Source organism: Campylobacter concisus (assembly GCF_003048605.1).
Taxonomy (GTDB): Bacteria; Campylobacterota; Campylobacteria; order Campylobacterales; family Campylobacteraceae; genus Campylobacter_A; species Campylobacter_A concisus_BM.
Map to the genome: position 1 here is coordinate 156,489 of NZ_PIRX01000002.1, position 25,793 is coordinate 182,281.

24 protein-coding genes and 1 pseudogene are annotated in these 25,793 nt (G+C 41.5%); 2 read left to right on the plus strand and 23 right to left on the minus strand.

Features of this window, described 5'->3' with window-relative positions:
- Window positions 1–118 precede the first annotated feature (118 nt).
- The 8 genes from CVS86_RS02040 to CVS86_RS02075 all read right to left on the minus strand — a co-directional run bounded on the left by CVS86_RS02040 (window position 119) and on the right by CVS86_RS02075 (window position 7,740).
- On the minus strand, window positions 119–2,956 hold the full coding sequence (locus tag CVS86_RS02040) for a retention module-containing protein (protein ID WP_107790804.1): 2,838 nt from the start codon (window positions 2,954–2,956) through the stop codon (window positions 119–121).
- A 270-nt stretch (window positions 2,957–3,226) separates the two neighbouring features.
- A complete protein-coding gene (locus CVS86_RS02045) occupies window positions 3,227–3,409 on the minus strand; it encodes a hypothetical protein (protein WP_107790805.1) in 183 nt (60 codons plus the stop codon).
- 69 nt (window positions 3,410–3,478) lie between these two features.
- Complete coding sequence (locus tag CVS86_RS02050) at window positions 3,479–4,159, minus strand: response regulator transcription factor (protein ID WP_107790806.1); 681 nt, start codon at window positions 4,157–4,159, stop codon at window positions 3,479–3,481.
- A gap of 3 nt (window positions 4,160–4,162) precedes the next feature.
- A complete protein-coding gene (locus CVS86_RS02055; RefSeq protein ID WP_107790807.1) occupies window positions 4,163–5,812 on the minus strand; it encodes a sensor histidine kinase in 1,650 nt (549 codons plus the stop codon).
- Window positions 5,813–5,859: 47 nt separating this feature from the next.
- The gene (gene dsbI / locus CVS86_RS02060) at window positions 5,860–6,480 is read right to left on the minus strand and encodes a protein-disulfide oxidoreductase DsbI (RefSeq protein WP_107790808.1); all 621 of its coding nucleotides are present in this window, start codon (window positions 6,478–6,480) and stop codon (window positions 5,860–5,862) included.
- 8 nt (window positions 6,481–6,488) lie between these two features.
- Window positions 6,489–7,145: a thiol:disulfide interchange protein DsbA/DsbL gene (locus CVS86_RS02065; protein WP_103567132.1), complete on the minus strand. Its 657-nt coding sequence runs from the start codon at window positions 7,143–7,145 to the stop codon at window positions 6,489–6,491.
- Window positions 7,146–7,280: 135 nt separating this feature from the next.
- Window positions 7,281–7,550, minus strand: a complete 270-nt coding sequence (locus CVS86_RS02070) for a type II toxin-antitoxin system YafQ family toxin (protein ID WP_107790809.1) — start codon at window positions 7,548–7,550, stop codon at window positions 7,281–7,283.
- A complete protein-coding gene (locus tag CVS86_RS02075) occupies window positions 7,543–7,740 on the minus strand; it encodes a hypothetical protein (RefSeq protein WP_012140635.1) in 198 nt (65 codons plus the stop codon). Before CVS86_RS02075 ends, CVS86_RS02070 begins: the two co-directional genes overlap by 8 nt.
- Before the next feature lie 136 nt (window positions 7,741–7,876).
- On the opposite strand from CVS86_RS02075, the gene CVS86_RS02080 reads away from it, so the two are divergent.
- Both CVS86_RS02080 and CVS86_RS02085 read left to right on the plus strand, forming a co-directional pair.
- Window positions 7,877–8,521 (plus strand): ferritin family protein, encoded by a 645-nt coding sequence (locus tag CVS86_RS02080; protein ID WP_021091887.1) that lies wholly within the window; start codon window positions 7,877–7,879, stop codon window positions 8,519–8,521.
- Between the two features lie 111 nt (window positions 8,522–8,632).
- Complete coding sequence (locus CVS86_RS02085; RefSeq protein ID WP_107790810.1) at window positions 8,633–8,923, plus strand: DUF5339 domain-containing protein; 291 nt, start codon at window positions 8,633–8,635, stop codon at window positions 8,921–8,923.
- 38 nt (window positions 8,924–8,961) lie between these two features.
- Here the strand turns inward: CVS86_RS02085 and CVS86_RS02090 are convergent, their stop codons facing one another.
- The 15 genes and pseudogenes from CVS86_RS02090 to purB all read right to left on the minus strand — a co-directional run bounded on the left by CVS86_RS02090 (window position 8,962) and on the right by purB (window position 25,629).
- The gene (locus CVS86_RS02090) at window positions 8,962–9,192 is read right to left on the minus strand and encodes a DUF2798 domain-containing protein (RefSeq protein WP_002940611.1); all 231 of its coding nucleotides are present in this window, start codon (window positions 9,190–9,192) and stop codon (window positions 8,962–8,964) included.
- A complete protein-coding gene (locus CVS86_RS02095) occupies window positions 9,189–9,749 on the minus strand; it encodes an NAD(P)H-dependent oxidoreductase (protein ID WP_103645424.1) in 561 nt (186 codons plus the stop codon). The genes CVS86_RS02090 and CVS86_RS02095 overlap by 4 nt, the downstream gene beginning before the upstream one ends.
- A gap of 29 nt (window positions 9,750–9,778) precedes the next feature.
- Complete coding sequence (locus CVS86_RS02100) at window positions 9,779–11,350, minus strand: tannase/feruloyl esterase family alpha/beta hydrolase (protein WP_107790811.1); 1,572 nt, start codon at window positions 11,348–11,350, stop codon at window positions 9,779–9,781.
- Window positions 11,351–11,358: 8 nt separating this feature from the next.
- Window positions 11,359–12,039: a putative quinol monooxygenase gene (locus CVS86_RS02105; RefSeq protein ID WP_107790812.1), complete on the minus strand. Its 681-nt coding sequence runs from the start codon at window positions 12,037–12,039 to the stop codon at window positions 11,359–11,361.
- A gap of 13 nt (window positions 12,040–12,052) precedes the next feature.
- Window positions 12,053–12,541 (minus strand): hypothetical protein, encoded by a 489-nt coding sequence (locus CVS86_RS02110; RefSeq protein WP_234399213.1) that lies wholly within the window; start codon window positions 12,539–12,541, stop codon window positions 12,053–12,055.
- Window positions 12,542–12,557: 16 nt separating this feature from the next.
- Window positions 12,558–13,994 carry a subtype B tannase gene (locus CVS86_RS02115; protein WP_107790813.1) on the minus strand — a complete coding sequence of 479 codons (1,437 nt, stop codon included), beginning with the start codon at window positions 13,992–13,994 and terminating at the stop codon, window positions 12,558–12,560.
- A gap of 39 nt (window positions 13,995–14,033) precedes the next feature.
- The gene (locus CVS86_RS02120) at window positions 14,034–14,804 is read right to left on the minus strand and encodes an SDR family NAD(P)-dependent oxidoreductase (protein ID WP_107790814.1); all 771 of its coding nucleotides are present in this window, start codon (window positions 14,802–14,804) and stop codon (window positions 14,034–14,036) included.
- On the minus strand, window positions 14,801–15,442 hold the full coding sequence (locus CVS86_RS02125) for an NAD(P)H-binding protein (protein WP_107790815.1): 642 nt from the start codon (window positions 15,440–15,442) through the stop codon (window positions 14,801–14,803). The genes CVS86_RS02120 and CVS86_RS02125 overlap by 4 nt, the downstream gene beginning before the upstream one ends.
- 29 nt (window positions 15,443–15,471) lie before the next feature.
- A complete protein-coding gene (locus CVS86_RS02130) occupies window positions 15,472–16,617 on the minus strand; it encodes an iron-containing alcohol dehydrogenase (RefSeq protein ID WP_107790816.1) in 1,146 nt (381 codons plus the stop codon).
- An 84-nt stretch (window positions 16,618–16,701) separates the two neighbouring features.
- Window positions 16,702–17,406: an anaerobic ribonucleoside-triphosphate reductase activating protein gene (locus CVS86_RS02135; RefSeq protein ID WP_107790817.1), complete on the minus strand. Its 705-nt coding sequence runs from the start codon at window positions 17,404–17,406 to the stop codon at window positions 16,702–16,704.
- Window positions 17,407–17,474: 68 nt separating this feature from the next.
- Window positions 17,475–19,757: pseudogene (locus CVS86_RS02145) on the minus strand (ribonucleoside triphosphate reductase).
- 536 nt (window positions 19,758–20,293) lie between these two features.
- Complete coding sequence (locus CVS86_RS02150) at window positions 20,294–20,809, minus strand: hypothetical protein (RefSeq protein ID WP_107790819.1); 516 nt, start codon at window positions 20,807–20,809, stop codon at window positions 20,294–20,296.
- 113 nt (window positions 20,810–20,922) lie between these two features.
- Window positions 20,923–21,570, minus strand: a complete 648-nt coding sequence (locus CVS86_RS02155; RefSeq protein ID WP_159070807.1) for a hypothetical protein — start codon at window positions 21,568–21,570, stop codon at window positions 20,923–20,925.
- Window positions 21,561–23,936, minus strand: a complete 2,376-nt coding sequence (locus tag CVS86_RS02160) for a ribonucleoside-diphosphate reductase subunit alpha (protein WP_103581244.1) — start codon at window positions 23,934–23,936, stop codon at window positions 21,561–21,563. Before CVS86_RS02160 ends, CVS86_RS02155 begins: the two co-directional genes overlap by 10 nt.
- A gap of 361 nt (window positions 23,937–24,297) precedes the next feature.
- Window positions 24,298–25,629, minus strand: coding sequence for an adenylosuccinate lyase (purB, locus tag CVS86_RS02165; protein WP_107790820.1), 1,332 nt, complete (start codon window positions 25,627–25,629; stop codon window positions 24,298–24,300).
- Window positions 25,630–25,793: the final 164 nt, after the last annotated feature.

The following is a 25,793-nucleotide window of genomic DNA, read 5'->3' on the forward strand; positions in this document are numbered from 1 at the left end:
AAAATTTTGAACGTATTTTAATATCTTGAAAAAGATTTGTAAATTGTACTATGGTACTAAAATTTGAAATTTTGTAAGAATTTGCCCTAGTTTTGGGAGACTAGGGCATGAAATTTGATTAGAAAACTAATTCGTCTTTTACTTCGATAGTAAATGTATTGGCCGTAAATGTTGTATATCCACCACTTGACGCACCTGGTGTAAAGTCGTCCCTACTCATATGTACATGATCGCCATCTTCACCATCTATCCTAAGTGTGTTGCTCGCGTTTCCACGAGTTATATTTAGCACATCATCTAGTGTTAAATTTAGCGTTACGTTGTTTTCACTGCCACCAAGAGTAAGTTTTTCAAAGCCAGCTACCTTGCTAAAGTCGATATTTCCAGCAATATCTAGCGTATCAGTGCCTGCACCACCCTTGATAGTTGTACCACTTCCCATTATTGCATCTTTGCCGACATGTATAGTGTCATTGCCATTACCTAGATCTATGCTACTAGTAGAATGCCAATAATCAGGTGTGTCTTGTAGTTCTCCATTTAACTTTACATTATCGTTGCCATCGCCAGTATTTATTGTCGCAGCTTTTAAAACAGCGCCTTTGTCGATATTTATAGTATCATCGCCTGAACCTGTTGATATGCTAACCCTTTGTTTAAAGGTATTGCTATCAGTACTGCCTGTAAATGTTCCTCCAAAGCTAGTTTCTCCGCCTATATTTATAGTATCAGCTCCGTCTCCAGTTTCTAAATTTAAACTAGCAGCACTATTTTTACCCACGAAATTTATAGTGTTGTTGCCACCACCCATGTCTATACCAGCACCTGAACCTTCAGCGCCATTACCAAAAGTGTTGTTGCCATTAAATGTCAAAGTGTCATTTCCAGCATCAAATCTAAAGCCAACTTTATCATCTGTTTGGGTATTTGAAAGTGTTACAGTAGCATCTGAAAAGTAGTTTCTACCTTGATCGCCAACGTAATTTCCTATCTCGCCACCATGACTAAATAGTGCATGATCTATATTGATCTCTTTGCCATGAATGCTTGAAGCGCCTGTAAAAAGTATCTTATCGCTGTCAGTGCCATTTATATTTACATGGGTTGCACTAAGCCCACCGCTATCATTAGTGCCTGTGTTTATAAAGCTTGTCTTGCCACGCACATTTATCACTTGATCATTATTTAAATCAGCCATTTCGCCATTATAAGAAGAGTTATAAACGCCTATCGATGAACCTATAAGGGTAGCGTCGTTTATATCAACCTTATCAGCTTCGTTTAACTTATCGCGATGTGTCAAGAAAATGTTTGTCTTTTCTATAGTGGCATTATCTATACTTATGGTATCTGCGCCTTTGCTAGCATCTATATTTACCCCACTTACAGTTGCGTTTTTGATATTTATCGCGTCATCACCACCGCCAAGATAAAAAGAGCTATTATTTGTAGTACCTAAACCAGTGACATCTGCATTTATATTTAGAGTATCTTTGCCTGTGCTATTTTCATAAAAATCAAGACTTATGTGAGCTTTGCCTAATTTCATAGCCTCATTTATATTTACAGTATCGTTGCCTTCATACATATTGATACTTGCATGCTCATCGATATTTTCACTGCCAAATGCAATACCAGCCTTATCAAAATTTACAATATCATCTCCATCATCGGTGTTGATCTGAGTGCCTTTAACATTTGCTTTGATAGTTACTGTATCATCTCCATCTAAGGTTTTTATGCGGTAGTTGTTGCCATCTGCATAGCTAAGATCGCTTGTTATCTCTAGATTATCATCATTATCGATGATGTAGCCTTCGGCTCTATTTGCGGCTGTTGTTGGTAGTAGATAGCTGCTAGTTGGAGCGACGCTTAGACTTACACCTTCTTTATAAACGCCAAAATTTTCAACACCTTGGGTGAGACCGTTTTTTACTGGGCTATTGTTATCATCTACACCATAAATTTCTGCCCTGCTACCTTCATTTTGGTTGTGATGGTCTAAATTTGCTTGTCCATAGTCGTCAAGCACCTTTATCCTTACTTGCACTTTTGAGATATCTTCTATATTTACGCCAGTTATCGTGTAGCCTGTTAGTGGCTGAAATGTCGCTCCATTGTCAGTTGAATACTCAACTACGCTTGAATAGTCCTCTCCTCTAGTGCCGCCGAGGAAATTTAAACCTAGATCTGTAGTCTCGCCGCTTGGACTTACTGGAGTGCCTGATAGACCTAGTTTATAAACAAGATAGTGTCCGCCCTCGCCGTTTGCTCCAGCGCCACTCTCCCTTGCCTCGCTAGCAGCAGGATCGATGCTAGTAGTGATCTCTACTGCACCAGGGCGAGGCGTGATGACTGGAGGATTAGCAGGTGAAGGAGTACCTGGGGTTACGGTGACGCCAGGAGTACTTGGTGTTGGTGGAGTACTCGGCGTGACAGGTGTAGCTGGCGAGATAGGAGTTGTCGTATCTGCATCTGTACCTGCATCGTTATATCCACCTATTGAGCTTTCTGGGGTTTGAAAAGCTCTATTTGCGTCGGTTAAATTTCTATAGTTTTCATTGATATTTGAGTAGTGGCCGCCCTCGGCAAAGCTTGCAGCGCCTAAACTTACGCCATCTCCAGTAGCGTTACCACCGCCTTGGTTGCCACCTGCTGCAGTCTCTTCAAGATCAGTGATGTTTGCGCCGTTTAGTAAGGCTTTTTGGATAGAGGCTATCTCTGGGTTGTCACTAAGTGCGTTTGCCTCTTTATCTAGACTCAGGCTTTCGCCATTTTGCAAGCTGACTTCTTTACCGTCATTTGCTGCGATCACTGCTTTTGCAGAGCCATTAGCCTTTAAGGTTTCGCCTTCAAAAATGCTATCGCCCACCTTCAAGACTCTTTCGTTGCCACTTTTATCAACAGCTACGATTTCACCGCCTAGGATATTTTTGATAACGCCTAACTTTTGCATCTTAGTGCCTCCCTTTTGATTTTATTGATCTATATCAAGATTTTAGCTAAGAAAAAAATTTAGTTATATTGTACTTTGGTACAATACCCTTAAGAAAAGCCTAAGTTTAGGGGTTAATAATGTGTAATTTTTTATAAATATGTGAAATTTTTTATGTTTATCTATTATAAATTTTAAATTTTTAAGCTTTTGTTCATCAAAATAGCATAGTAGTTGATAAAATAACCCAAAAATGTCACATAACAATTTTCATTTTAAGCGTATAAATTCTTAACCAAAGAAGCCTTTATCTAGCCTTATTGCCACTAAATTTAGCCTTTTTATATCAAAATGTTTTTTATTTATAACTATCATAAATTTATACCCACTTGTGACATAAATTTTCTTAAGTTTATCTATCAAATTTTGCAAATTTTTATCTCTTTTTCTATAAATTTTAGCTAGTTGTGACATAAATTTATCACTACTTTTAAGATATTCTTAGATAAAGATATTAGTTTTACTATTTTGAATTTATGCTTTTTAGCTCTTGGCGACTAAGATATACCCGCTCTCGCTGATGTTTTTAAATTTCACGCCAAGCTCGCGTTTTAGGCGAAGTACGACATTTTGTATAGCAGCCTTGCTTACTTCAGTGCTCTCATAGACAAACTCCTCTATCATCTCGTAAGTCACGAGCTTGTTTAGGTTGTAAGCAAATAGCCAAAATATCTTATTTTGCAAGAAGCTTAGATAGACTTCGCTGCCATTTTTATAAATTTTCTCTCTTTTTAAATTTATGCTCACCTCATCACTTAGGCGTACTAGCTTCTCATCTCGGTCAAAGCTTAGGCTTATTAGCATCGATCTAAGATCCTTTATATCGATAGGTTTTTTCAAAAACAAGGTCGCCCCCTGCTCATAGCTTTTGATCAAATTTTCATCGCTGTCGTATGAAGTAAAGACGATAAATTTCTGATGAGGTTTTAGCTTTTTTATCTCATTCATCATCTCAAAGCCATTTAGCACTGGCATGTGAATGTCGCTCATCACGATGTCAAAGCCCTGTTTTTTAAATTTCTCCAGCCCATCTTGCCCATCTTTTGCGCCTACGACCTGACCACAGTATGGCTTAAGCCCAGTGATGATGAGCTCCCTTGCCATCTCGTCATCCTCAGCTACTAAGATAGATACTTTTTTTAAAATTTCTAGCGCCTCTTGCATCTTTTAACCCTTTAAATTCTTATCAAAGCTTAGCTCAAAAATCGTTGGCTTTAGGTTGTGCGCAAGCGTGATGTCGCCATTTAGCTTCTCACGCGCGAGCTTTTTAGCAAAGTAAAGTCCTATGCCATTTCCTTGCTTTTTAGTCGTGTTTAGCCAGGTAAAAATTTTCTTACTCATCTCGTAGCTCACGCCACTGCCACCATCATAAACGCCGATGTAGCACTTATCTTCAAAGCTTCTAAATTTAAGCTCTATCACGCGTTTTAGCGGCTCATCTTTGTAGCTTTCAACGAGTGAATCCTTTGCGTTGTGGATTAGGATTAGCAAAATTTGCTGGATGATGTTTTCTATCTGACAGACCCTCATCTCTTCAAATCCGCTAAATTTCACGCTCACGTTTGCACGGCTAAGCTCTGTGTGCATAAGTGTTATTAAATTTCTAACGCTTGTTTGGATCTCAAATTCGCTCACATTTTCAGCGCTTTTGTAAAAATTTCTAAAAATTTCGATTGTTTTTGAAAGAAGCTCGATCGAGCTTTGCCCTTTTTCTAGTAAATTTACAAGCTCCTCATCGCTTAGCTTGCCCTCTTTTTTTAGCATTATCGCCGAGCTTAGCATCAGTTTTAGCGAATTTACTGGCTGGATGAACTGATGACTTATGCCACTTATGAGCTCTCCAGCCTCGCTCATCTTGGCTCTGTGCGCTAGCAAGGTCTCGTACTCATCTTGCACCTTTTTTATCTTGTTATACATGAAGTTGTGCAGGCTGTTTGCCAAAAACGCAAGTGCGACGAAGGCAAAGAGTAAATTTAGGGCGTTTTTTAGCGCCTCTCTTGTCATGGCTAAAATTTCTTCTTCGTTGTTTGTGCCAGCTCCGATAAACCAGTTCATCGTCGGTATCTCGGCTACTTGGATCAAATTTTGCCCTATCTTTAGGCTAGTGATGTCCTCATCTTTTAAAAATAGCTCTTTAAATTTCTCCTCGATCTCTTTTTTAAGCGTCGCATCAGCCATCGATGTGAGGATCTCGCCGCTGTGAGTTACCAAAAATGAGTAAGAATTTGGCGCAAGACTAAAGTTTTTGATGCTATCAAAGATAGTGCCTATTCGCACGACGCCACAAAGTGCTGCTTCAAATTTCCCGTCTTTTTCAACTGGCACGCATAAATTTAAAGTAGAGTCCTTTAAAATTTTGTGATTTTGCATGAAATTTACGCTTGGGGCATTTGTATTTTTTGTCTCGACATACCAGATAAGCCCCGCTCGCTCACGCTTTGACATCACCTCTTCTGAGATCTTTTGCCCATCTACAAAGATCTCGCCATCCTCTCTTAGAAGCTGCATGAGATCAAATTCTTTTGCATTTTCTTTAAAGAGCTTTATGAAATTTGCCACCTTAGCATCGTCATCTATGATGCCAGAGTTTTGGATAAATTTTGACGCACGGACGAGCGAATTTAGACGCTCATCAAGCCAAATTTGAAAGTTGCTAACGATGTTTTTACTAACTGCGATGTTGTTTTTATCAGATAGTTCGATGATCTTTTCTTTTGCATTGTTGTAGCTGTTTAGCCCAAGAAGCACGACAAAGAGGCTTGCTAGCAAGATGATCGCATAAATTTTAATATTTTGTGATTTTAAATTAATACCCATGCGTGCAGTATATCCTAAGTTAGCCCAAAAATAGGGCTAACTAAAATTTATTTCTTAAAAGATAAAAGCTTTGAAACAAGCATAAGTGCAAGCACAACAAAGCAAATGCCAAAACCAAGTAGCGTGCAATCAGCCATCGACATAAATTTAGACGACGGGATAAGATACCAGCCGTCTGCGTAAAGATCAACTATGCTCTTTTGAAGATCGCTTAGCACCGCGCCGTCAGGCACCATAGGGCTGTCATATCCGCAGTCGCCCGTTGGCATAAACCAGTCAGGCGCCCACTTCTCAAGCGGCAAGCCAAATGGATAGTGCGGCTCAGTCGAGCAGCCCTGCACGCCAAAAGGATCGTCGCCATGCACCGCGTCGTGGATTTTGGCTAGCTTCACGCTATACATTATGCCCTGCACCGCTCCCCAAAAGGCAAAGAGATAGCCAACTAAGGCAAAGAGCAAATTTTTAGGGTTTATGATAGCTATCACTCCGCCAAGCGCCATGCATAAAAAGGCAAAACGTATATAGACGCACTGCTCGCAAGGTGGCATATAGGCGTAGTTTTGAAAGAGCGAGTGCGCGATAACGACAAGCGCGATGCTCACAAAGACTAGGATCGCCCAAGAGATGCGTGAGTCTTGAAATTTAGCCATTTTTTTAAAAAAGCTCATGTGGCGCCTTATTTTTTAAGAAGCTCTTCGATGAGTGCTGCCATGCCGTCAAGTGAGCTGATTGATTTTGTCATGATGAGATATTTGCCATTTACGACAAATGCTGGCACACCTTGAATTTTAGCCACATCGTAGCTCTCGTCCCACTTTTTAAGTAGCTCAGTCACTTTTGGATTAGCTAGCTCTTTTTCGTAGTCTGCTTTGCTAACACCAGCTGCATCAAGTCCAGTCTTTAAAAAGCCCTCAACGTCTTTGCCATCGCCCCAGCGCTCTTTTTTGTCGTGATAAGCCTTGTAGTAGGCAAATTTAGCCTTTTTAAATAGCGAATTTTCATCAAATAAACTAACACCCTTTGCCTCGTCCATAGTGATAAGCACGGCAAAAACCTTGCTCGCAACCTCGCCATAATCGCCCTTTGTCTTTAGGTGAAATGGCTCGTATTTTAGACCAGGGATTTTCTCAACTACCTTTGGAGTGACGCTCTTGTCGTACTTATAGCAAAATGGGCAAGCGTAGCTAAAAACCTTAACTAGCGTGTTTTGTCCGACACTTAGTGGCTTTTCGAGCTTGACGTAGTCCTCGCCCTCGCTAAATGCGCTAGCACTGATCGCTCCAGCTACCGCAACGGCAAAGATAGCCTTACTAAATTTAGATAGAAAACTCATGATGATCTCCTTTGGATGATTTATTTTGAGTTATTCTACAACCAAGTTCAACCGCACTTTTAACGCTAGAATAAATTTTGGCTGAAATTTGTCTATTTTAAATTTATGATGATGGATTTAGTGATTTTGTTAAATTTATTGAAAAAGTTCGCTGTGGCTTCCTATTTCAACGCATGTAAGAAGTAAAATTTCATTTTGTTTTTTATATATCAAGAGCAAGTCTGGCTTAACATGGCACTCTCTAAATCCTTTATAGCTTCCAATAAGAGCGTGATCTTTATATTTTGATGCTAATTCCTCGTTATTTGCTAACTGCCAGATGATATCTTTAGTTAATTTTTTTTCGTTTTCATTTAGCTTTTTAAAAGCTTTTTTAAAACTCTTTGAATACTCTATCTCAAGCATCAAGGCTCTTTTCAAATTCTTCAAATGTTTTAAATCTCTCTACTTCGCCATTTTCGATCTCTTTGATAGCTTTGTCAAGCCTTGAGACTTTATCTCTTTGCTCAAATTCTACATTTGCCTGCCTAGCCATCTCTTTTATAAGCTCGATAAATCCATAGTCAGCATTTTTAAAATCAATAGTTGTAGTCATCTTATGCCTTTAAATTTTTGTTTTATTATAACTTCAAATTTATAAAAATAATATACGTTATCAATAAAAATTATTATTTACATATTTTAATTATTTGGTTATAATCCGCTCAAATTTTATCAAAATAGGAGTCAAAATGAGACAGTACGAAACATACAAATGCGAGAAATGCGGCAACGAGATCGAAGTTCAAAAAGTTGGCGGCGGCACATTAACCTGTTGCGGCGAAGAGATGAAGTGCGTGACTGAAAATTTAACAGCGGTAAATTTGATGAAGGCATTTGCTGGCGAGTCACAAGCTAGAAATAAGTACGAGCTTTACGGCGACCTAGCTAAGGAAGCTGGCTATCACGCGATAGCCAGACACTTTTACGAGGCAGCTGAAAACGAAAAATGGCACGCAAGGGCTGAGTTTAAGAAATATCACGAGTTAATGAATGATCCGATCGATAAGATGGATAAAAATTTACTTGACGCTGCAGCTGGCGAAAACTACGAACATACGACGATGTATCCAGACTTTGCAAAGATCGCAAAAGAAGAAGAGCTAAGAGATGTTGAGAGGCTATTTAATGCGATCGGCAAGGTTGAAGTAGAGCATGAAAGAGAGTATTTAGAGCTTAAAAAGATGCTTGATGAAGAGGGCTTTTTTGAGAGCGACGAAGAAGATATTTGGGTTTGCGAGGTGTGCGGACACGTTCACAGAGGCAAAAAAGCTCCAGGCGCTTGCCCACTTTGCAAAGCTCCAAAAGAGTATTTTAAACGCGAATTTCTAGGCTAAAAATAGCCAAAATAGCCAAGGCGCTTGTCTTGGCTAAATTTATAATTTTTTAAGCACACAACCACTATCAAAAATGTTATACTTTCGCATACTTTTTCACAAGGAGAAAATATGAAAAAATCACTTCTAGTTTTAGCCACTATTGGCTTTGCACTAAGCCTAAACGCTGCGGATCTTACAGATACTTGCAAGTCTTACTTCTCAGACATCGATAAGATGGTTGAGGCTTACAAACAAGCTGGTCAAGAGCAACAAGTAAAAATGTACGAAGATCAAAAGAAACAATCAATGGATCAACTTGCTGCACTTCCAAAAGAGCAACAAGACGCTACTTGCAAACAAGCTAAAGAGATGTTTGCTCAAGTAATGGACCAAATGAAAAAACAAGGTCTTTTAAAATAAAACTCCGCGTGGCTAGGCTCTCTAGCCACACTTCAAATTTACCCCTCTTTTTTACATAAATTTTGCGTGATCTTTGCAACAGACGGCGAAACTAGCAAAAGCACAGGATACGCCACTACAAAGGCTTTTACATAAGCGATTAGCCAAATTTTCACAAAGCCATCAACAAAGCCAAGGTTTAGATACGTCAGCACAAATGACATAAAAAACGCCATAAATGCTGACATTATAAACGCAAAAACATATCTATAAAATTTCGCCGGTATCATGAAATTTTACCTATCAGCTCCTCTAGCCTCTTTGCATGATCAAGCGCCTTTTGCCTCATCAAAGCAAGCTTTGCCTCATCGTGTCTGCTCTGATACGATAGCCCTCCGCTATAAACATAGCCTGCAAACTCCATGCCACACATATTTGCTAAAGCCTTAAGTGGTGGCAAAAATTCCTCTATCTCATAGCGCTGAAGCGCCTCTTTTTTATAAAGCTCCTCAGGCGCGCCAGAGGTAAATGAAAGCACTAGCTTTTTGCCATGTAGCTTATCTCCCTTGCTGCCGTGAGAGAAGCCATGAACTAGCACATCTTCAAACCACTTTTGTAAAAGCGATGGCACGCCGTACCAGAAAAATGGATAAACAAGCACGATCACATCAGCCTTTACTAGCTTTTCTTGCTCGGCTTTTACATCGATAGCGTAGTTTTTATAAAGCTCGCTTAGTATGTCAAATTTAGCCTCTGGCAAGTGCTTTTTTAGCTCGTCCAAAATGATCTTATTCGCAAAAGAATTTTCAAGGTCGGTGTGACCTGATACGACTAAAATTTCACTCATTTTTGCCCCTTAAATTTACTTTCTTAAATTTACTTGCAAACAAAGCTACTTGCCTTGCTAGCGTCGCCACCCACGTAAGTAGCCACCTTTGGATAGGCACACACTAAAAATTCCTTGCCAGCATAGCTTTTGCTTTTTGCTAGCATGCTCTTTGGCGCTTCGCCCTTTTCGTGCCACGCTTCAAGCGCACTAAGCGGATCGACGTCATCTATGCCGTTGCCGCCACCGCAGTGATTCATCCCAGGTAGCGCAAAAAATGCCGCGAAATTTTGGCTATTTTCATTATCAGCCTCTAGCTTTTTAAACCAATCCCTTTGATCTTTTGCCGAGAAAACTGGGTCTGAAACGCCAGTTACTATTATGAGCTTACCGCCATTTGCGCTAAATGTGCTAAGGTCTGTTGAGATAGCGTCATTTATCGCTGCGGTCTCAAAAGTCTTTGGCGTGTCTTTGTCAAAGTCGAAATTTATCGTGTCGAAATTTGGCTGCGCAGGCGTTAGAAAATAATAATTCACCGAGCCGCTTGAAAGCGTGATGTTTCTAGCGTTTGGCTTAGCACTTTGTGAGTCGCCTAGCTTCCACTGCCTCCAGCCCTCAGCGCTCACGCCTGAGTCGTAAAACCAGCCGCTATAAATTTGCTCGCCCTTGCTATTTTTGGCTCCATTAAAGATTTTCTCTATCGCTGCTATCTTTTGCTTATCTAAATTTAGACTTTTTGGGTCAAATTTGCACGCCTCCCAAGCATTGATGATCCCATCTTTTAGTCCGTCCAAGGCGTCACATTTTTCTAGCACGGCGTGGCTTAGCTTGTCAAGGTCGTCCTGCGTTAGGGCATTTGCAAAAATTTTCTCGCCTTTTTCATTTTTCGGAGCTATCTTCATAAGGGCTTGGTTGTCCCACTGCTGAGCGATCGCCGCGCGAGATAGCCTAAAGCCAGGGTTTGCAGCGATGACGCCGTCAAATTCTAGTGGATAGCGCTGGGCTGCGATTAGTGCTGCCCTGCCGCCATTTGAGCAGCCCATGAAGTAGCTATGTTTTGGCTTTTTGGCGTATGCGGTGGCTAAAATTTGCTTAGCTGCGTCCGTGACCTTGCCGATCGCCTGATAGGCGTAGTCTAGCCTTGCTTGCTGATCTAGCCCAAACTCAGCCGTTGGCTCTGGATGTCCTGAGTTTGTAGTAACTACCGCGTAACCTCTAAGAAGCGCTGGCGTGGCTGCGCTTGTGCGTATCGGCACTGCGCCAAGAGCAGGCGCTACAAAGCCGTCCATACCGCCCCCGCCTTGAAATAAAAACTTCTCATTCCACTGCTCTGGCAGCCTTAGCTCATAGTCTATCGCATACTCTTTGCCGTCACTTCCAGTGCGCTTATAGAGTTTGCCATGCACCACGCAGTGAGGCTTTGCTTTGATAGTGTTTTTACTGCCACCAGTTAGCGCAGACATCTTATCGGCTGATACTTCGCCACTCTCACTCCACAGTGCATCTATCATCTCGTTGTTTAAAATTTTTACATCTTTTAAACTCTCACATCCAGCCCTATCAAGGGCAAAAGCCGTGCTACCAATGAGTGCAAGTGCGCAAAAAAGTGAAATTTTTTTCATAACATCTCCTAAAATTTTACCTTGCTAAATGAGGTCTCATTATTAAGACCAAAGCCGTCAAATTCATCTATTAGCCCAGCTCGCTCTTTGGCGTAAGCCTTGTAGTTTTCGCTGTGGCGGTAGCTTTCAAAGCTAGCTTCGTCTTTGTAAATTTCAACCAGCACCCACTTGTTTGGCGCATCCTTTTGACTAAAAGCAAACTGCGCGTAAGCACCCTCATCTACGCTTTTTTGCATATATTTTTTGATGATCTTTTCAAATTTCGCATCGCTTTTTGCCAAAAGGCTTAAATTTGTGATGTGAAAGTAGCTATCTTTTAGCCTCTCTGGGGTTAAATTTTTAGAAAACGCAGCCCGTTTTTTCAAGCTTATAGCCTTTTTGCTAGCCAAAATTTCAGCGCTCGCACTTACAAATTTCTTATAGTGCGCCGAGCTTATATGCTTTTTATAAGCCGCCTCGTCCTTGTAAAACTCGATCAGATAAAATAGCTCTGGCTTGCTCTTTGCGCTCATAAAAAATATAGTCTGCGTGTCTGGCTCGCTCTTTGAGCTTAGTATATTTTCCCTACAAAGCTCTTTTAACAAACTCTTGTTATTTGGCGTTGAAAGCAGCTCCTGCAAGCTCACTTTCGCCTCCGCCCCAAAGGCAAAAGCTGCCAAAACCGCTAGTAAAAATAGCTTTTTAAACATCAAATTCCCCTTATCACTTCGCCTTTTTCATATCAGCCTTAGCTTTTATCTCTTCTGCACCTTTTAGATCGATCTGTGCTTTTTCAAAGGCTTTACGTGCTTTTTCTAAGCGGTTAGAGTTTTTGACACTTGGGTTATCAGCATAGGCTTTTTCTGCCTCTTCTAGCTTAAATTTCTTGTCGCCATAGTTCTTTTGTGCTTTTTCTAGGTTATTAGTAGCTTTGTCGCCACCTAGTAGCTCAGCCTTTGATGTGACCTTGCCAGTTACTGGGTTTCTACCGATAGTCATATCTAGTTCGCGTTTAGCTCTAGCAGCTGTTCCGCGATTGACAAAGCACTCTTTTTTTCCTCCAATTAGTGTGCCACCTATATCAAGCGGTAAATTTTTTGGATCACTGCAATCAACCTCTTCTTTTGCATAGCTAAGTGTAACTCCCAAAGCCGCTACTATCAACAAATTTATAAATTTCATCTTTTCTCCTTTGGATTTTAAATTTCTCATACTTTCTCCTTTAAATTTATTTTTCTAAAACTCTTTTCATCCAAGCAAAAAGCTCGTCTAGGTCGTAGTCGCCGCCGTGTCCTTGTCCCCAGACCGCTTCAAAATCAACCTCTTTGCCAGCATTTTTAAGCGAGAGTGCGAGCATAGCAGGCACGGCAAGGGCTAGGTCGGTGTCGTTTGTGCCCTGCCTTATACGGTAAAATTTCGCTGCCTCTTTGTTTGCGGTGTAGTTCATCGCATTCATCATCTTTATGATGCTAGCCTCCGCCATCTCACCCACGCTTCGATCTTTTGCAAATTTAGTAAAGTGCTTCGCAGGCGTTTTGCTATCGCCAAAAAGGTCGTTTTCAGCATTTTCAAGAGCAAGGCCGTCAAAGGCAACTACTGCTTTGGCGCGCTTAAGCGAGGCGATAAAGTCTTCTAGCTTAAACGTATATCCAAGCTCGCAGCCCTGCGTGTCAAGAGTTATAAATTTAGGCGTGAGCGTGCTTTTATCGCTGTTTTTTGTAGCGGTAAATGCCTTTGAGATGAGGGCGTTTATATACTCTTTGAAGCTGCCCTCGCCATTTTCATCAAGGCTTAGTGCGTGGCCTTTGGCGTCTTTTAAATTTAGCGAGTTTAGATAGGCTGGAAATTTACTTTTTAGCTCGCGTGAGAGCTCTTTTTGCGTGGCGTTTAGCTCGCCTGATATCGTCTTTGGCTTTTTGCTCCTGTCGTTAAAACTAGCTGCGTCAAAGCTTGAAAAGTCTATCCTTTCAAATTTATCAAGAGCCCCAAACATCCACTCATAGGCCTCGTCCTCATGCTCTAAATTTGTCACAGGACAGTAGATAGAAGCGGCATAAATTTGATCGTCCGCCTTTGCAGCGCCTAGCTCGCTAAGATATGGCTCATACTCTTTTGCGTTTGCGCTAGTGCCTAGAAGTGCCGACATCGCACCGCCTGCGCTCGTGCCGTTTGAGATGATCTTGTTTGCGTCGCCTGGCATAAATTTGTCGTTAAATTTAAGATATCTAACGGCTGCTTTTAGATCGACTATCGCAGCTGGCGCTTTGCCGATAAAACGCCCACCCTCTTTTAGCGTCCTGCCCCTAGCGCCAACGCTTGCCACGACGTAGCCTCTAAGAAGCGCTTCAAGAGTGGTATTTGGCTTTTCGTTTTGGATTTCTGGCTTTTGTGGCATTGCGCTCATGTAGCCGCCGATAGCATTTGGCATAAAGATAGCCCCTTTTTGGTCACTAAATTTACCCTCTGGCACATAAAAATTTAAGACCTCATAGTCGCTAGCTGGCTTTGCCACATAGACTATGCCTTCATATGCTCTAAATTTAAGCGTTCTCTCGCCAACTTGCACGCTTTTTAGCTCAAATTTCTTTTTATCAAATTTAAGCTCACCACCAAAGCAAGCGCCTGCTAAACAAATCCCTAAAATAGCAACTCTAACGCATTTCATGATCTGCCTTTTTATTTTGTTCTACTTTTGCTTTAACGCCTAGTTATCTTTTGGCTCGTATTTGACCGCATAGTCAAATTTTGGCTTACTTAGGCTAAACTCAAAGCTATCTCTATCCACCGCGCCAACGCAGTAGTGGCTATCATAAAGGCGAAGCAAAAACTCCGCCATCTGCTCGCTCGTGTGATACTTTTTAAACGCCTTGTCGTAGTCGTAGCTCTCTTTGCTAGTTGCCACCATGCCAAATTCTGTCTTTGTGGCAGCTGGTGCTAGCACTTTTGCCTGCATTTTCGCCTGCTTATCTTGCGCTAGCTCGTGGTAAAGTCCCTCGCTAAAGGCACTTACGAAAAATTTGCTAGCGCAGTAGGTCACGGCGTTTGGCACGATTTTGTAGCCACCTATTGAAGAGATATTTATAAGCTGCGTATCTTTGTCTTTATATTTTTTAGTAAAGAGCGTTGAGAGCGTGACAAGAGCTATGATGTTTAAATTTATCATCTGCGTGATCTTGTCTAAATTTTGCTCGCCGACCTTGTTATAGTCGCCAAAGCCAGCGTTGTTTATAAGCGCTTTTAGCTCAAATTTTTCTAAATTTCGCCAAAGAGCTAGGACATTTTCTTGCTTTGAGAGGTCACAAAGCTCTATCACCACATCGACATTTGCAAATTTAGCTATCTCGCTTTTTAGCTCTTCTAAAAGCTCGCCCCGCCTTGCGATAAGGATCAAATTCTCCCCGCGCCTTGCAAAAGCTTTTGCCGCGGCAGCTCCTATGCCTGAGCTTGCTCCAGTGATGGCGATGTATCTTTTCACTTCGCATACTCCACTGGGCTATAAATTTTGACACCTTCGCTGTGGTCATCTTGCGCTACTTGAACGATCACTTTAGCGATATCAGCCGCCTTCATCGGACGATACTCGTCAAAAAAGCCTTTTGGGATAAATTTAAACGCCTTTATCGCCAGATACTCGCCAAGTCTAAATTCCTTTCTCTCAGCTTCGATAAGTGGCAGCCTAGCGATATGAAATGAGCTATATCCAAGCTCTTTTATCTTTGCTTCTGCTTGACCTTTTGCCTTTAGGTAAAACGAGCCTGACTTTCTATTTGCCCCTGCAGCCGAGAGCAAGACAAAGCGTTTTGCGCCGCACTCCAAGCCAAATTTGGCAAAATTTATCGGATAGGTCACATCGACTTTGTAAAACTGCTCTTTGTGCTTTGCTGCTTTCATCGTCGTGCCAAGCGCGCAAAAAACATCATCAGCGATAAATGGCACCTCATCTTTAAAATCATCAAAATTTACTATCTTTACTTCAAGCTTTTCATGGCTAAATTCTAGCTCATGCCTAACAAGGGCGACCACCTTGTTGTAGTGCTCACTCTCGCATAAATCTTTTAAAATTTCACTTCCCACAGCGCCGCTGGCTCCTGCTATAAGGGCGACTTTTTTCATGTTTATCCTTTGTAAATTTTGGATAAATTCTATCTCGCTAAGGCAAAAATTTCGCTTATGGCCTCTTTTGTATAAATTTGCTCCAAGCCCCTGCCCTTGGCATAGTCATAAACTAGCGCCATGATCTCGTCTAAATTTGACTCATCAACGCCGATTTCGATAAGGCTTGTTGGCGTGCCGATCTTACTAAACCACTCTTTTAGCTTTTTAATAGCCTCGTCTGCGTCATCTACGCCAAAAATTTCTTTGCCAAAGCGCTTAAATGCCTTTAAATTTCTACTCTTATACCACTTCATCCAAGCTGGCATCACCACACTTAGCCCAGCCCCATGCGCGCAATCAACCACCGCACCTATGGCGTGCTCGATCATGTGATTTGGATAAGAGTAGCCAGCCGTGCCAACGTAAGTTAGGCCATTTAGCGCCATTGTCGCAGCCCATGCAAACTCGCTTCTAGCGGCGTAATCATCTGGCTCTTTTAGTAAAATTTCAGTCGTTTTCATAACCGTTTTGATGTTTGCTTCGATGTATAAATTTATGATCTCAGGCTGGATGCTCGCCGTAAAGTAGCCCTCTATGCTGTGAGCGATGATGTCTGAGGCTGAATAGACCAAGTACTCCTTGCTAACGCTTGCTTGAAGAAGTGGGTTTATCACCGACACTTTTGGGTAAAGACAAGCACCATGCATGGCAAATTTCTCTTTTGTGGTTTCCTTTGTGACGACTGCGCCGCCGTTCATCTCTGAGCCAGTTGCAGCTAGTGTTATGATGTCAAAGATCATAAGCGCTTCTTTTGGGCATTTGCCAGTAAAAAAGTCCCAAACGTCGCCGTTATACTTCACGCCTGCAGCCACGGCCTTGGCACTATCAAGCACCGAGCCACCGCCTATGGCTAGCACGCTATCGACGCCCTCTTTTTTAGCTAAATTTATAGCCTCATTTACTTTGCTTAGCACTGGGTTTGACTTCACGCCGCCTATCTTGCAAAACTCGATGCCATTTGCGCTTAAGCTCTTTGTGGCAACGTCAAAAAGTCCGTTTTTCATGATCCTATCACTGCCGTATATTATGAGCGTCTTTTTTACGCCAAATTCTTTCATATATCTGCCGATGTTTTGCTCTTTGTCTTTGCCAAATTCTATTTTAGTAGGGTTTAAAAAGCTGAAATTTTGCATATTTTTCTCCTCGTTTGTTTTTGTGGTTTGGGTTAAATTTTAGTTAAATTTTCTTATTTTTAGCTATTTTTATCTGAGCTAAATTTAGAAATTTCTTAGTCTGATAGGTAGTTTTGATGTGATCTTATCTGGATCGAAGCTGTTTTTTGGATCGCCTAAGCCTCCAAAATTTTCGCCAGTGTTAAAGAATTTTTGTAAAAAGTAGTCGCCTCTGTATCCAAGCTCGTAAAGTAGCTCAGACATTTCGCTGATATCCTTTTCGCTTAGCAAGTCCGCATGCACGGTCGTTCTCACTTCAAATTTAAAATTTATCTCAAGCAAGTATCTAAGCGTGGCAGCAAATTTCTCATATAAATTTGAGCCAGTGATACCGATAAATTTCTCTTTTGGAGCTTTAAAATCAAGCGCGATGTAGTCAATCAGCCCCTCATCTATCGCCTCTTTTAAGACGTCACAATACGAGCCGTTAGTATCGACCTTTAAGCTAAAGCCGCGCGCCTTTACCTCGCGTGCCAGCCTTAAAAAGAGAGGGTTTGCCGTGCATTCGCCGCCGCTAAAGACTATGCCATTTAGCTTGCCGACCCTGCGGTCCAAAAAGTCGCAAACTTCGCTAAGGCTTATAGTGCCATTTGACTTTACAACCTCGATGTTGTAGCAGTATCCGCAGCGCATATTACACCCTGCAAACCAAATGACAGCTGCCACTTTGTCTGGGTAGTCAAGCGTCGTAAATGGCGTTATACTAAAGACTTTTTGCAAGTTTTGACCCTTTTTTAAACTAAAAGGCACAGGGGCGTGCCTTTGGTTTGCATTTTAGTTGATTTTTTTAAATTTATTATTGTTTTTAGGCAAGAAATTTATCTCTTGCAGCAACTTGCGTATTCGTCAAATTTAACACGCTCTTTGTGCTCGCCTTTTTTACCGAGATTAAAGCTCTCAACTGGTCTGTGATAACCCATAACACGAGTATAGACCACGCATCTTGTGCGTTTGTCTTGCACTTTTTCTAAAATTTCTTTTTCTGTCATTTCCTCTCCTTATTTGGATTTTTTCTTTTCATTTTCTATAAGCTCTGCATCACAAAGCGGGCAAAACTCATGCTCGCCAGCTATGTAGCCATGCTTTGCGCAGACGCTAAAGACCGGCGTTATCGTGATGTATGGGAGTTTGTAGTTTGAGATTATACTCTTTACAAGCTCTTTGCAAGCTTTAGCCGAGCTTATGCGCTCTTTCATATATAGGTGAAAGACGGTGCCACCAGTGTAGGCGCTTTGTAGCTCATCTTGCAGATCAAGCGCTTCGTAAGCGTCGTCTGTGAAATTTGCAGGTAGCTGGGTTGAGTTTGTATAGTAGATATTGTCCCCCTCGCCTGCTTGGATGATGTCTGGATAGCGCTTCTTATCCTCTTTGGCAAAGCGGTAGGTCGTGCCCTCAGCTGGAGTTGCCTCAAGGTTGTATAAATTTCCACTCTCTTCTTGAAATGTCCTTATCTTATCGCGTAAAAAGCCAACCATCTCAAGGGCAAATTCTCGTCCAAATTTAGTTGAAATGTTCTCTTTGTCGCCAGTGAAATTTCTAAGTAGCTCATTCATACCATTTATGCCGATCGTGCTAAAGTGGTTGTTAAAGTGCTTTAGATACCTAGCTGTGTAAGGATAAAGCCCTCTGTCATACATCTCTTGGATAAATTTACGCTTCTTCTCTAGGGTTGATTTAGCTAGGTTTAAAAGATAGCTTAGTCTGTTGTAAAGTGCGACCTTATCGCCTTTGTAGTTATAGCCTAGGCGGGCTAAATTTATAGTCACAACGCCTATCGAGCCAGTCATCTCAGCGCTTCCAAAAAGACCGCCACCACGCTTTAAAAGCTCTCTTAGATCAAGCTGCAAGCGGCAGCACATAGAGCGCACGTGACCTGGTTTGTAGGCGTTTTCGTTTTCTATCTTGTTGCCATTTTCGTCATAAGTGTATTGTGAGCCGATGAAATTTTGAAAGTAGCTTGAGCCCATTTTTGCGGTATTTTCAAAGAGCACGTCTGCTACTTCGCTATCCCAGTTAAAATCCTCTGTGATATTTACCGTTGGTATAGGGAATGTAAAAGGCTGCGAGCACTTGTCGCCAGCTGTCAAAACCTCGTAAAATGCTTTGTCTATGCGCGCCATCTCAGGCTCGAAGTCCTTGTAGGTCATATCGACTAAATTTTTCCTGCCACGCTCGTTTGCTTTTTTCAAAATTTTCTCATCTTTTACATTTGTAAAAAGGTGTATGTCATCGCTCGTCGGGATCTGATCCCTTAGGTCGCTTGGGCAGGTGATGTCTATGGTTACGTTTGTAAATGGGCTTTGTCCCCAGCGCGCAGGCACGTTTAGGTTGAAAATGAAGCTAGTTATCGCCTTTTTGATCTCGGCGTCGCTTAGATCGTCTTTGAAGACGTAAGGCGCAAGGTAGGTATCAAAGCTAGAAAACGCCTGAGCACCCGCCCACTCGCTTTGTAAAATTCCTAAGAAATTTGCCATCTGATATAGCGCCTCTCTAAAGTGCTTTGGCGCCTTGCTCTCGACCCTGCCACGAACGCCGTTAAAGCCCTCGTTTAGTAAAGCCCTTAGGCTCCAGCCAGCGCAGTATCCTGTGAGGCAGTCAAGGTCGTGGATATGGTAGTCGCCGTTTCTGTGCGCTAAGCCCTCTTCTTTGCTATAAACAGCGTCTAGCCAGTAGTTTGCTATGACTTTGCCGGCGGTGTTGTTTATAAGGCCTGCGTTTGAGTAGCTCGTGTTTGAGTTTGCAGAAATTCTCCAATCAGTGCCGTTTATATACTCATTTATAGTTTGGGTTGAGTTTATATAGGTCGTATCTTCGTTTAGCCCTAAAATTTGCTCGCGTTGGAGCTTGTGGGTGTGGCGGTAGAGCATGAAGCTCTTTAGTACTTCAAAATGTCCGCCGTCAAATAGCTCTTTTTCTATCGCATCTTGGATGTCCTCGACTGTTATCGCGCTTGATTTTTGAAAGATATCTTGGACTACATTTGTAAAAACTTGCTCGTCATAAGCTTTATTTTCGCTGGCAAATGCCTTTTTTATAGCATCTACTATCTTGTATGCTACAAATTCTTGCCTTGTGCCATCTCGTTTTAAAATTTCACGCATCACTTGCTCTTTTCTGATTATTTTTTTGATATGGAGTGTAAAAGTATAGGACAAGAAAGCTTAAAATATAGAAAACTTATTTTATTTTGTTTAATAATATTTATCAAAAAATATAAAATTTTAGAGAGTTTTATTAAGTATATTTTTGCGTATTTTAGGTTTTTTAAACTAAATTTGATTATTTTTACTTAAATAATTATTTTAATTTTAGTTTTTAAAATAGTAGATTTGAAATTTTACAGGTCAATCAAGCTTATTTGGGTATCATTATGATGACGACGGATATTTAGATGAAGCAGATCAAAAGGATCTGGCTGGGCTAATAAATGCTAAAAAACGTGGCGAGTTAGAGTGTGTAAATTTAGATGAATTTGACCTAGAAATGAGACCCTATTTAAAAAAAGAAAGGTCTAAAAGAAGCTTTTATTAAGCAAACGCTTTCAATCAGACCTTGAAAATATTTTAATATTCTACTCTCAAAAAAGCTTTGAAGCTTCAGAGAATTTAAACCAAAGGCGTGAAAGACCACGCCACTACTATTTTGTGTTTCTTCTATCGTCTTTTGCTTTTATCTCTTCTGCTGCTTCAAGGTCAAGCTGTGCTTTTTTAAAGGCTTTACGTGCTTTTTCTAAGCGGTTAGAGTTTTTGACACTTGGGTTATCAGCATAGGCTTTTTCTGCTTCTTCAAGCTCAAATTCCTTTTTGCCATAGTTCTTTTGTGCTTTTTCAAGGTTATTTGTAGCTTTGTTGCCACCTAGTAGCTCAGCCTTTGATGTGACCTTACCAGTGACTGGGTTTCTACCGATAGTCCTATCTAGTTCGCGTTTAGCTCTAGCAGCGGTTCCACGATTAACACCGCACTCTTCTTTACCACTTACTATTGAACCACCAATATAATTAGGTCTATTTTTTGGATCATCACAATCAACTACTTCTTCTTTAGCTTCTCCTCTTAAATGTTTATTAAAAACATCAGATCCATCATAGGCATTTAAATTTATGCAACCAGCAAATCCTACAACAAATGCTGTAATTAATGCTTTATTTCTCATCTTAACTTTCCTTTCTTCTTGTTTGGTTTAAGGTTTTTGTACTCATCTCTTATCCTTTCTTCTTGTTTGGTATCAAAGCATTGTAGCTTTTTTAGATAAATATTTCATTTTTGTTACATATGGAAGGTATATTTCTCTAGGTTGCGTGCCAACTCTTGAGAAGCAAAGCTTGCTCCACTATCACTTAGACCTACCATCTTTAAAACCCATGTTGGTGCATGAAGTATGATCTTCCAAAGCATATAAGCACCACCTATTGCACCTATGATATGTAGTAGTGCCATAAATATATGAAGCATAATTGTTAAGAAGAACTGACTTTGAAGCTCATACATCATATTCATCTGCTCTTCGGCATAGAGTAAGAATATATCTTTAAATATACCATAGACAAATAGACCAAAGTAGATAAATATAACTATCAAGATAGGTTTAAAGAATATAGATAGTGCCCCTACTAAGAAGTCAACTATCTTGTTTGTTTTACCCATAGTGACAGCAAAGGCTGTAACAAATGGTGATATGTAGTAAAACTTAGCTAGCTCTATAACATAGCTTATAAAGGCTAGTGCTCCAGCTACAATGCCAACAGTAAAAGGCATATAGTCTAAGACTATCTTATATAGGTATGATGCACTTACGTAGCCAATAAGACCTGAGATGCCACGTGAGCTTCTCTCTGTTTTATCACTTACAAATAGGTCTTTTACCTTGGCTAGTGTGCCAAAGCAAAAGACCATCTTAAATTTACCTACTGACAACCCTCACATTCGATCGAACGGTCGGCCACGTCGTTTAGCTTTTCGCTGTCTGGGCTTTCAGAGCGTAGATAGTAGGTTGATTTTAGTCCAAGCTCCCATGCAAGCGTATAAATTTCACTTAGATATCCGCCACTTGCTTTGTCTAAGCTCATGAAGATATTTAGACTTTGACCTTGATCGATCCATTTTTGGCGGATTGCGCCTGCTTTTATCAAAATTCTCTGATCAAGCTCGTAAGCTGGCGTGTAAAACTGCCAAGTATCAGGGCTTAAATTTGGCACGACATTTGGGATCATACCGCTTAGATTGTGCTCGAACCACTTGCGCTTATAGACTGGCTCGATGGTCTGAGTGGTGCCAACAAGGATCGAGATCGAGCTAGTTGGAGCGATCGCCATTAGGTAGCCGTTTCTCATGCCGTCGCGCTTGACTTTTTCTCTTAGCTTGTCCCAGTCGCAGACATTTTCGTCAAATAGCCCGCCTTTGTCGTTTAAAAGCGCCTTTGCGTTCTCGTTTGCGGTGTCTATCGGCATGATGCCTTTGCTCCATTTTGAGCCTTCAAATTTTGGATAGATGCCCTTTTCTACGGCTAAATTTGAGCTAGCATAGATCGCGTTGTAGCTTATGTTTTCCATTATGCTATCAATGAGCGCCAAATGCTCATAGCTGCCCCATTTTACGTTTTTCTCAGCTAGCATTTGCGCTTCGCCCATGACGCCAAGGCCGATCGAGCGAGAGGCAAGGTTTGTGTGTTTTACCTTTTTGTGTGGGTAGAAATTTAGATCTATAACGTTATCAAGCATCCTGATAGCTATCGGTACGACGCGCTCGATGTCCTCTTTGCTGTTTATCTTGCTTAAATTTATACTTGCAAGGTTGCAAACTGCCGTTTTGCCCTCGATGCTCTCTTTTTCTACGATGAAAATTTGCTTGCCTTTTAGGCTATCAAGCGCGCTAAGCTTTTTGGCTTTTTTAGTTATGCCACTATCGACCGTGACGTCTTCTTCTTCGTCAAATAGCTCCTCGCCACCGTCTTCATAAGTGATCTTGATCTTATAGTAGTTTGGCGCTGTGTTTTGGAAAATTTCGGTGCATAAATTTGAGCTTCTGATGATGCCCTCGTGGTCGTTTGGATTTGCTTTGTTGGCGTTATCTTTGAAGCATAAAAATGGCATGCCCGTTTCAAAATAGCTAGTTAAAATTTTCTTCCAAAGCTCTTTTGCAAGGATGGTGTTTTTCTGGATATTTTCGTCGTTTTCATACTCTAAGTATCTCTTCTCAAACTCCTCGCCATAAAGGTCGCAAAGGTCGCTTACTTGAGCTGGGTCAAATAGGCTCCAGCGACCATTTTCTTTGACACGCTTCATAAATAGGTCGTTTATCCAAAGCGCAGGGAAAAGCTCGTGCGCGCGGCGTCTCTCTTCGCCTGAGTTTTTACGAAGATCGAGAAAATCGCTCACATCCATGTGCCAAGGCTCGATATAAACAGCGATCGCGCCCTTTCTAGTGCCTAGCTGATCGACCGCTACTGCGATGTCGTTTGTCACTTTTAAAAATGGTATGATACCGCCAGCTGCGTTTTTGTGTCCGTCGATACTGCCACCCATCGCACGCACCTTGCTCCAGTCCCAGCCGATACCGCCACCAAATTTTGAAAGTAGCGCCATCTCTTTATAGCTATCAAAAATGCCCTCGATATTATCAGGCGTGCTGCCTACGTAACAGCTACTTAGCTGGTGGCGCGTAGTCCTTGCGTTTGAGAGCGTTGGCGTGGCTAACATCACTTCAAATTTAGAGATGAGGTCGTAAAATTTCTTAGCCCAGCCTTGACTATCTAGCTCGTTTTGCGCAAGAAACATCGCAATCGCCATAAACATGTGCTGTGGCAGCTCGATAGGCATACCACTCTTGTCTTTGATAAGGTAGCGATCATAAAGCGTCTTGATACCAAGATATGCAAACTGAAGATCGCGCTCAGGCTTTATGTAGGCGTTTAGATCCTCAAGGTCGTACTTCTCTTTTAGCCCAGGGATGATGCGGCCTACTTTTTCGCCTTTTGCTAGGTAGTCTTTTAGGTGGTTGTAGCCGTTAAAGCCAGTCACTTTGTGATAAAGGTCGAACAAAAAAAGCCTTGCTGCGACAAATGTCCAGTTTGGGCGGTCGATGTCGATCTTATCAACTGCTGTTTTTATAAGAGTTTGCTGAATTTCCTCAGTTGTTATCATATCTCTAAACTGAATTTTCGCATCTACCTCAAGCTCACTAAGACTTACGTTGTTAAGACCTAGGACGGCTTCGTTTGTGTATTTTTTGATCTTGCTGATATCAAGCTCTTCTGTTCTGCCATTACGTTTTATAACTTTCAAAAATGTCTCTCCGTGTTAAATTTTAATTTGAGATTTTATCCAAAAAGATATAAAAACTCTCTTTACCAAAAACTACTCATTAAATATAAAATTCAGAGCCAAAATGAGAAGGATAAAGGCTTGTTAAAACTATCGTTTTTTAGTCTGAGAGAGCGACGAAGGCGTTAAACGTGATGAACTTTTGGGTTGGCTTTAACGACTAAAAGTTAAATGCGCCAACATTGCCACTAAATTTTGCTGACACTTGTAAAAGCTACTTGAAAAGTGCCGCCCTTGGCTGATAAATTTTGCAAGCTAAATTTAAAGTGAGTTTTGTGTTAGGGTATTTGCAAGGGGCTAAATTTACCCCTTGCGTTTAAATTTATTTGCCAAAAACTCTGGCGAAAATTCTATCTACGTTTTTAGTGTAGTAGTTGTAGTCAAAGCACTCTTTGATCTCATCTTTGCTAAGGCTCTTAGTTAGGTCCTCGTCGTTTAGCAAATTTTGTAAAAATAGGCTGTGGCCTTGCTCGTCGATCGCTTTTTTGCCCTCTTGCAAGTCCGCCCAGACCTTCATGGCGTTGCGCTGAACGATCTTGTAGGCGTCCTCCCTAGAAATCCCACGCTGTGGCAGCTGCAAAAGCACGCGCTGTGAAAAGACTAGTCCGCCTGTTAAATTTAAATTTTTCATCATATTTTCTGGATATACGACTAAATTTGCTATCAAATTTTTGATGCGAACTAACATAAAATCAGCCGTGATAAACATATCTGGCAGGATAAATCTCTCAACCGAGCTGTGGCTGATGTCGCGCTCGTGCCAAAGGGCGACGTTTTCAAGAGAAGGAGTGACGTATGAGCGTAGCACTCTGCAAAGGCCGGTGATGTTTTCGCTAAGGACTGGATTGCGCTTGTGTGGCATAGCACTTGAGCCCTTTTGTCCTGGGCTAAAGTACTCCTCCGCTTCATAAACTTCGGTCCTTTGGTAGTGTCTAATGGCAACTGCGATCTTCTCGCAAGTAGAGGCTAGGATAGCCATGGCGCTCACCACATGGGCGTAGCGGTCGCGCTGGATCACTTGATTAGAGGCTGGAGCAGCTTTGAGACCAAGCTCCTCGCAAGTTAGCTCTTCAAATTCCATAGGAGCGTGGGCTAAATTTCCCATAGCACCTGAGAGTTTGCCGTAGCTGATCGTATCTTTTGCGTCTTTGATGAGCTTTAGCGCCCTTGCGATCTCGTCGTACCAGATGGCAAGCACAAGGCCAAAAGTTATCGGCTCGCCGTGGATGCCGTGGCTTCTGCCGACCATGAGCGTATGCTTGTGCTCGTTTGCTCTATTTTTGACCGCCTGCATAAACTCCTCTACGTCGCTGATGATGAGCTCTAGGCTCTCTTTCATCTGAAGTGCGACGGCTGTGTCGATACAGTCGCTCGAGGTCATGCCGTAGTGCACGAACCTGCTCTCCTCGCCAAGGCTCTCGCTGACGCTTGTTAAAAATGCGATGACGTCGTGCTTTGTCGTCTTTTCTATCTCGTCGATGCGAGCCACTTCAAATTTAGCGTTTTTGCAAATTTTCTCGCAGTCGCTGTCGTTTATAAAGCCAAGCTTATTCCAAGCTTTAACGGCAGCTTTTTCTACCTTGAGCCAAGCGTCGTATTTTGCTTGTATGCTCCACTTTTCAGCCATCTCTTTGCGTGAATATCTTTCGACCATTGTTGAACCTTTTGTGTTAGTTTGCTTTTGTCCTGAAAGTATAAATTTGGCTTTTTGGGCCAGAAATCACGTCGTGCAATTTCTCTAAATTTAAGTTTTGATTATATAAAATCCGGGCTGAAATGTCGGTTATACGCTTATAAATTTGGGCTTAAGATAGCTCG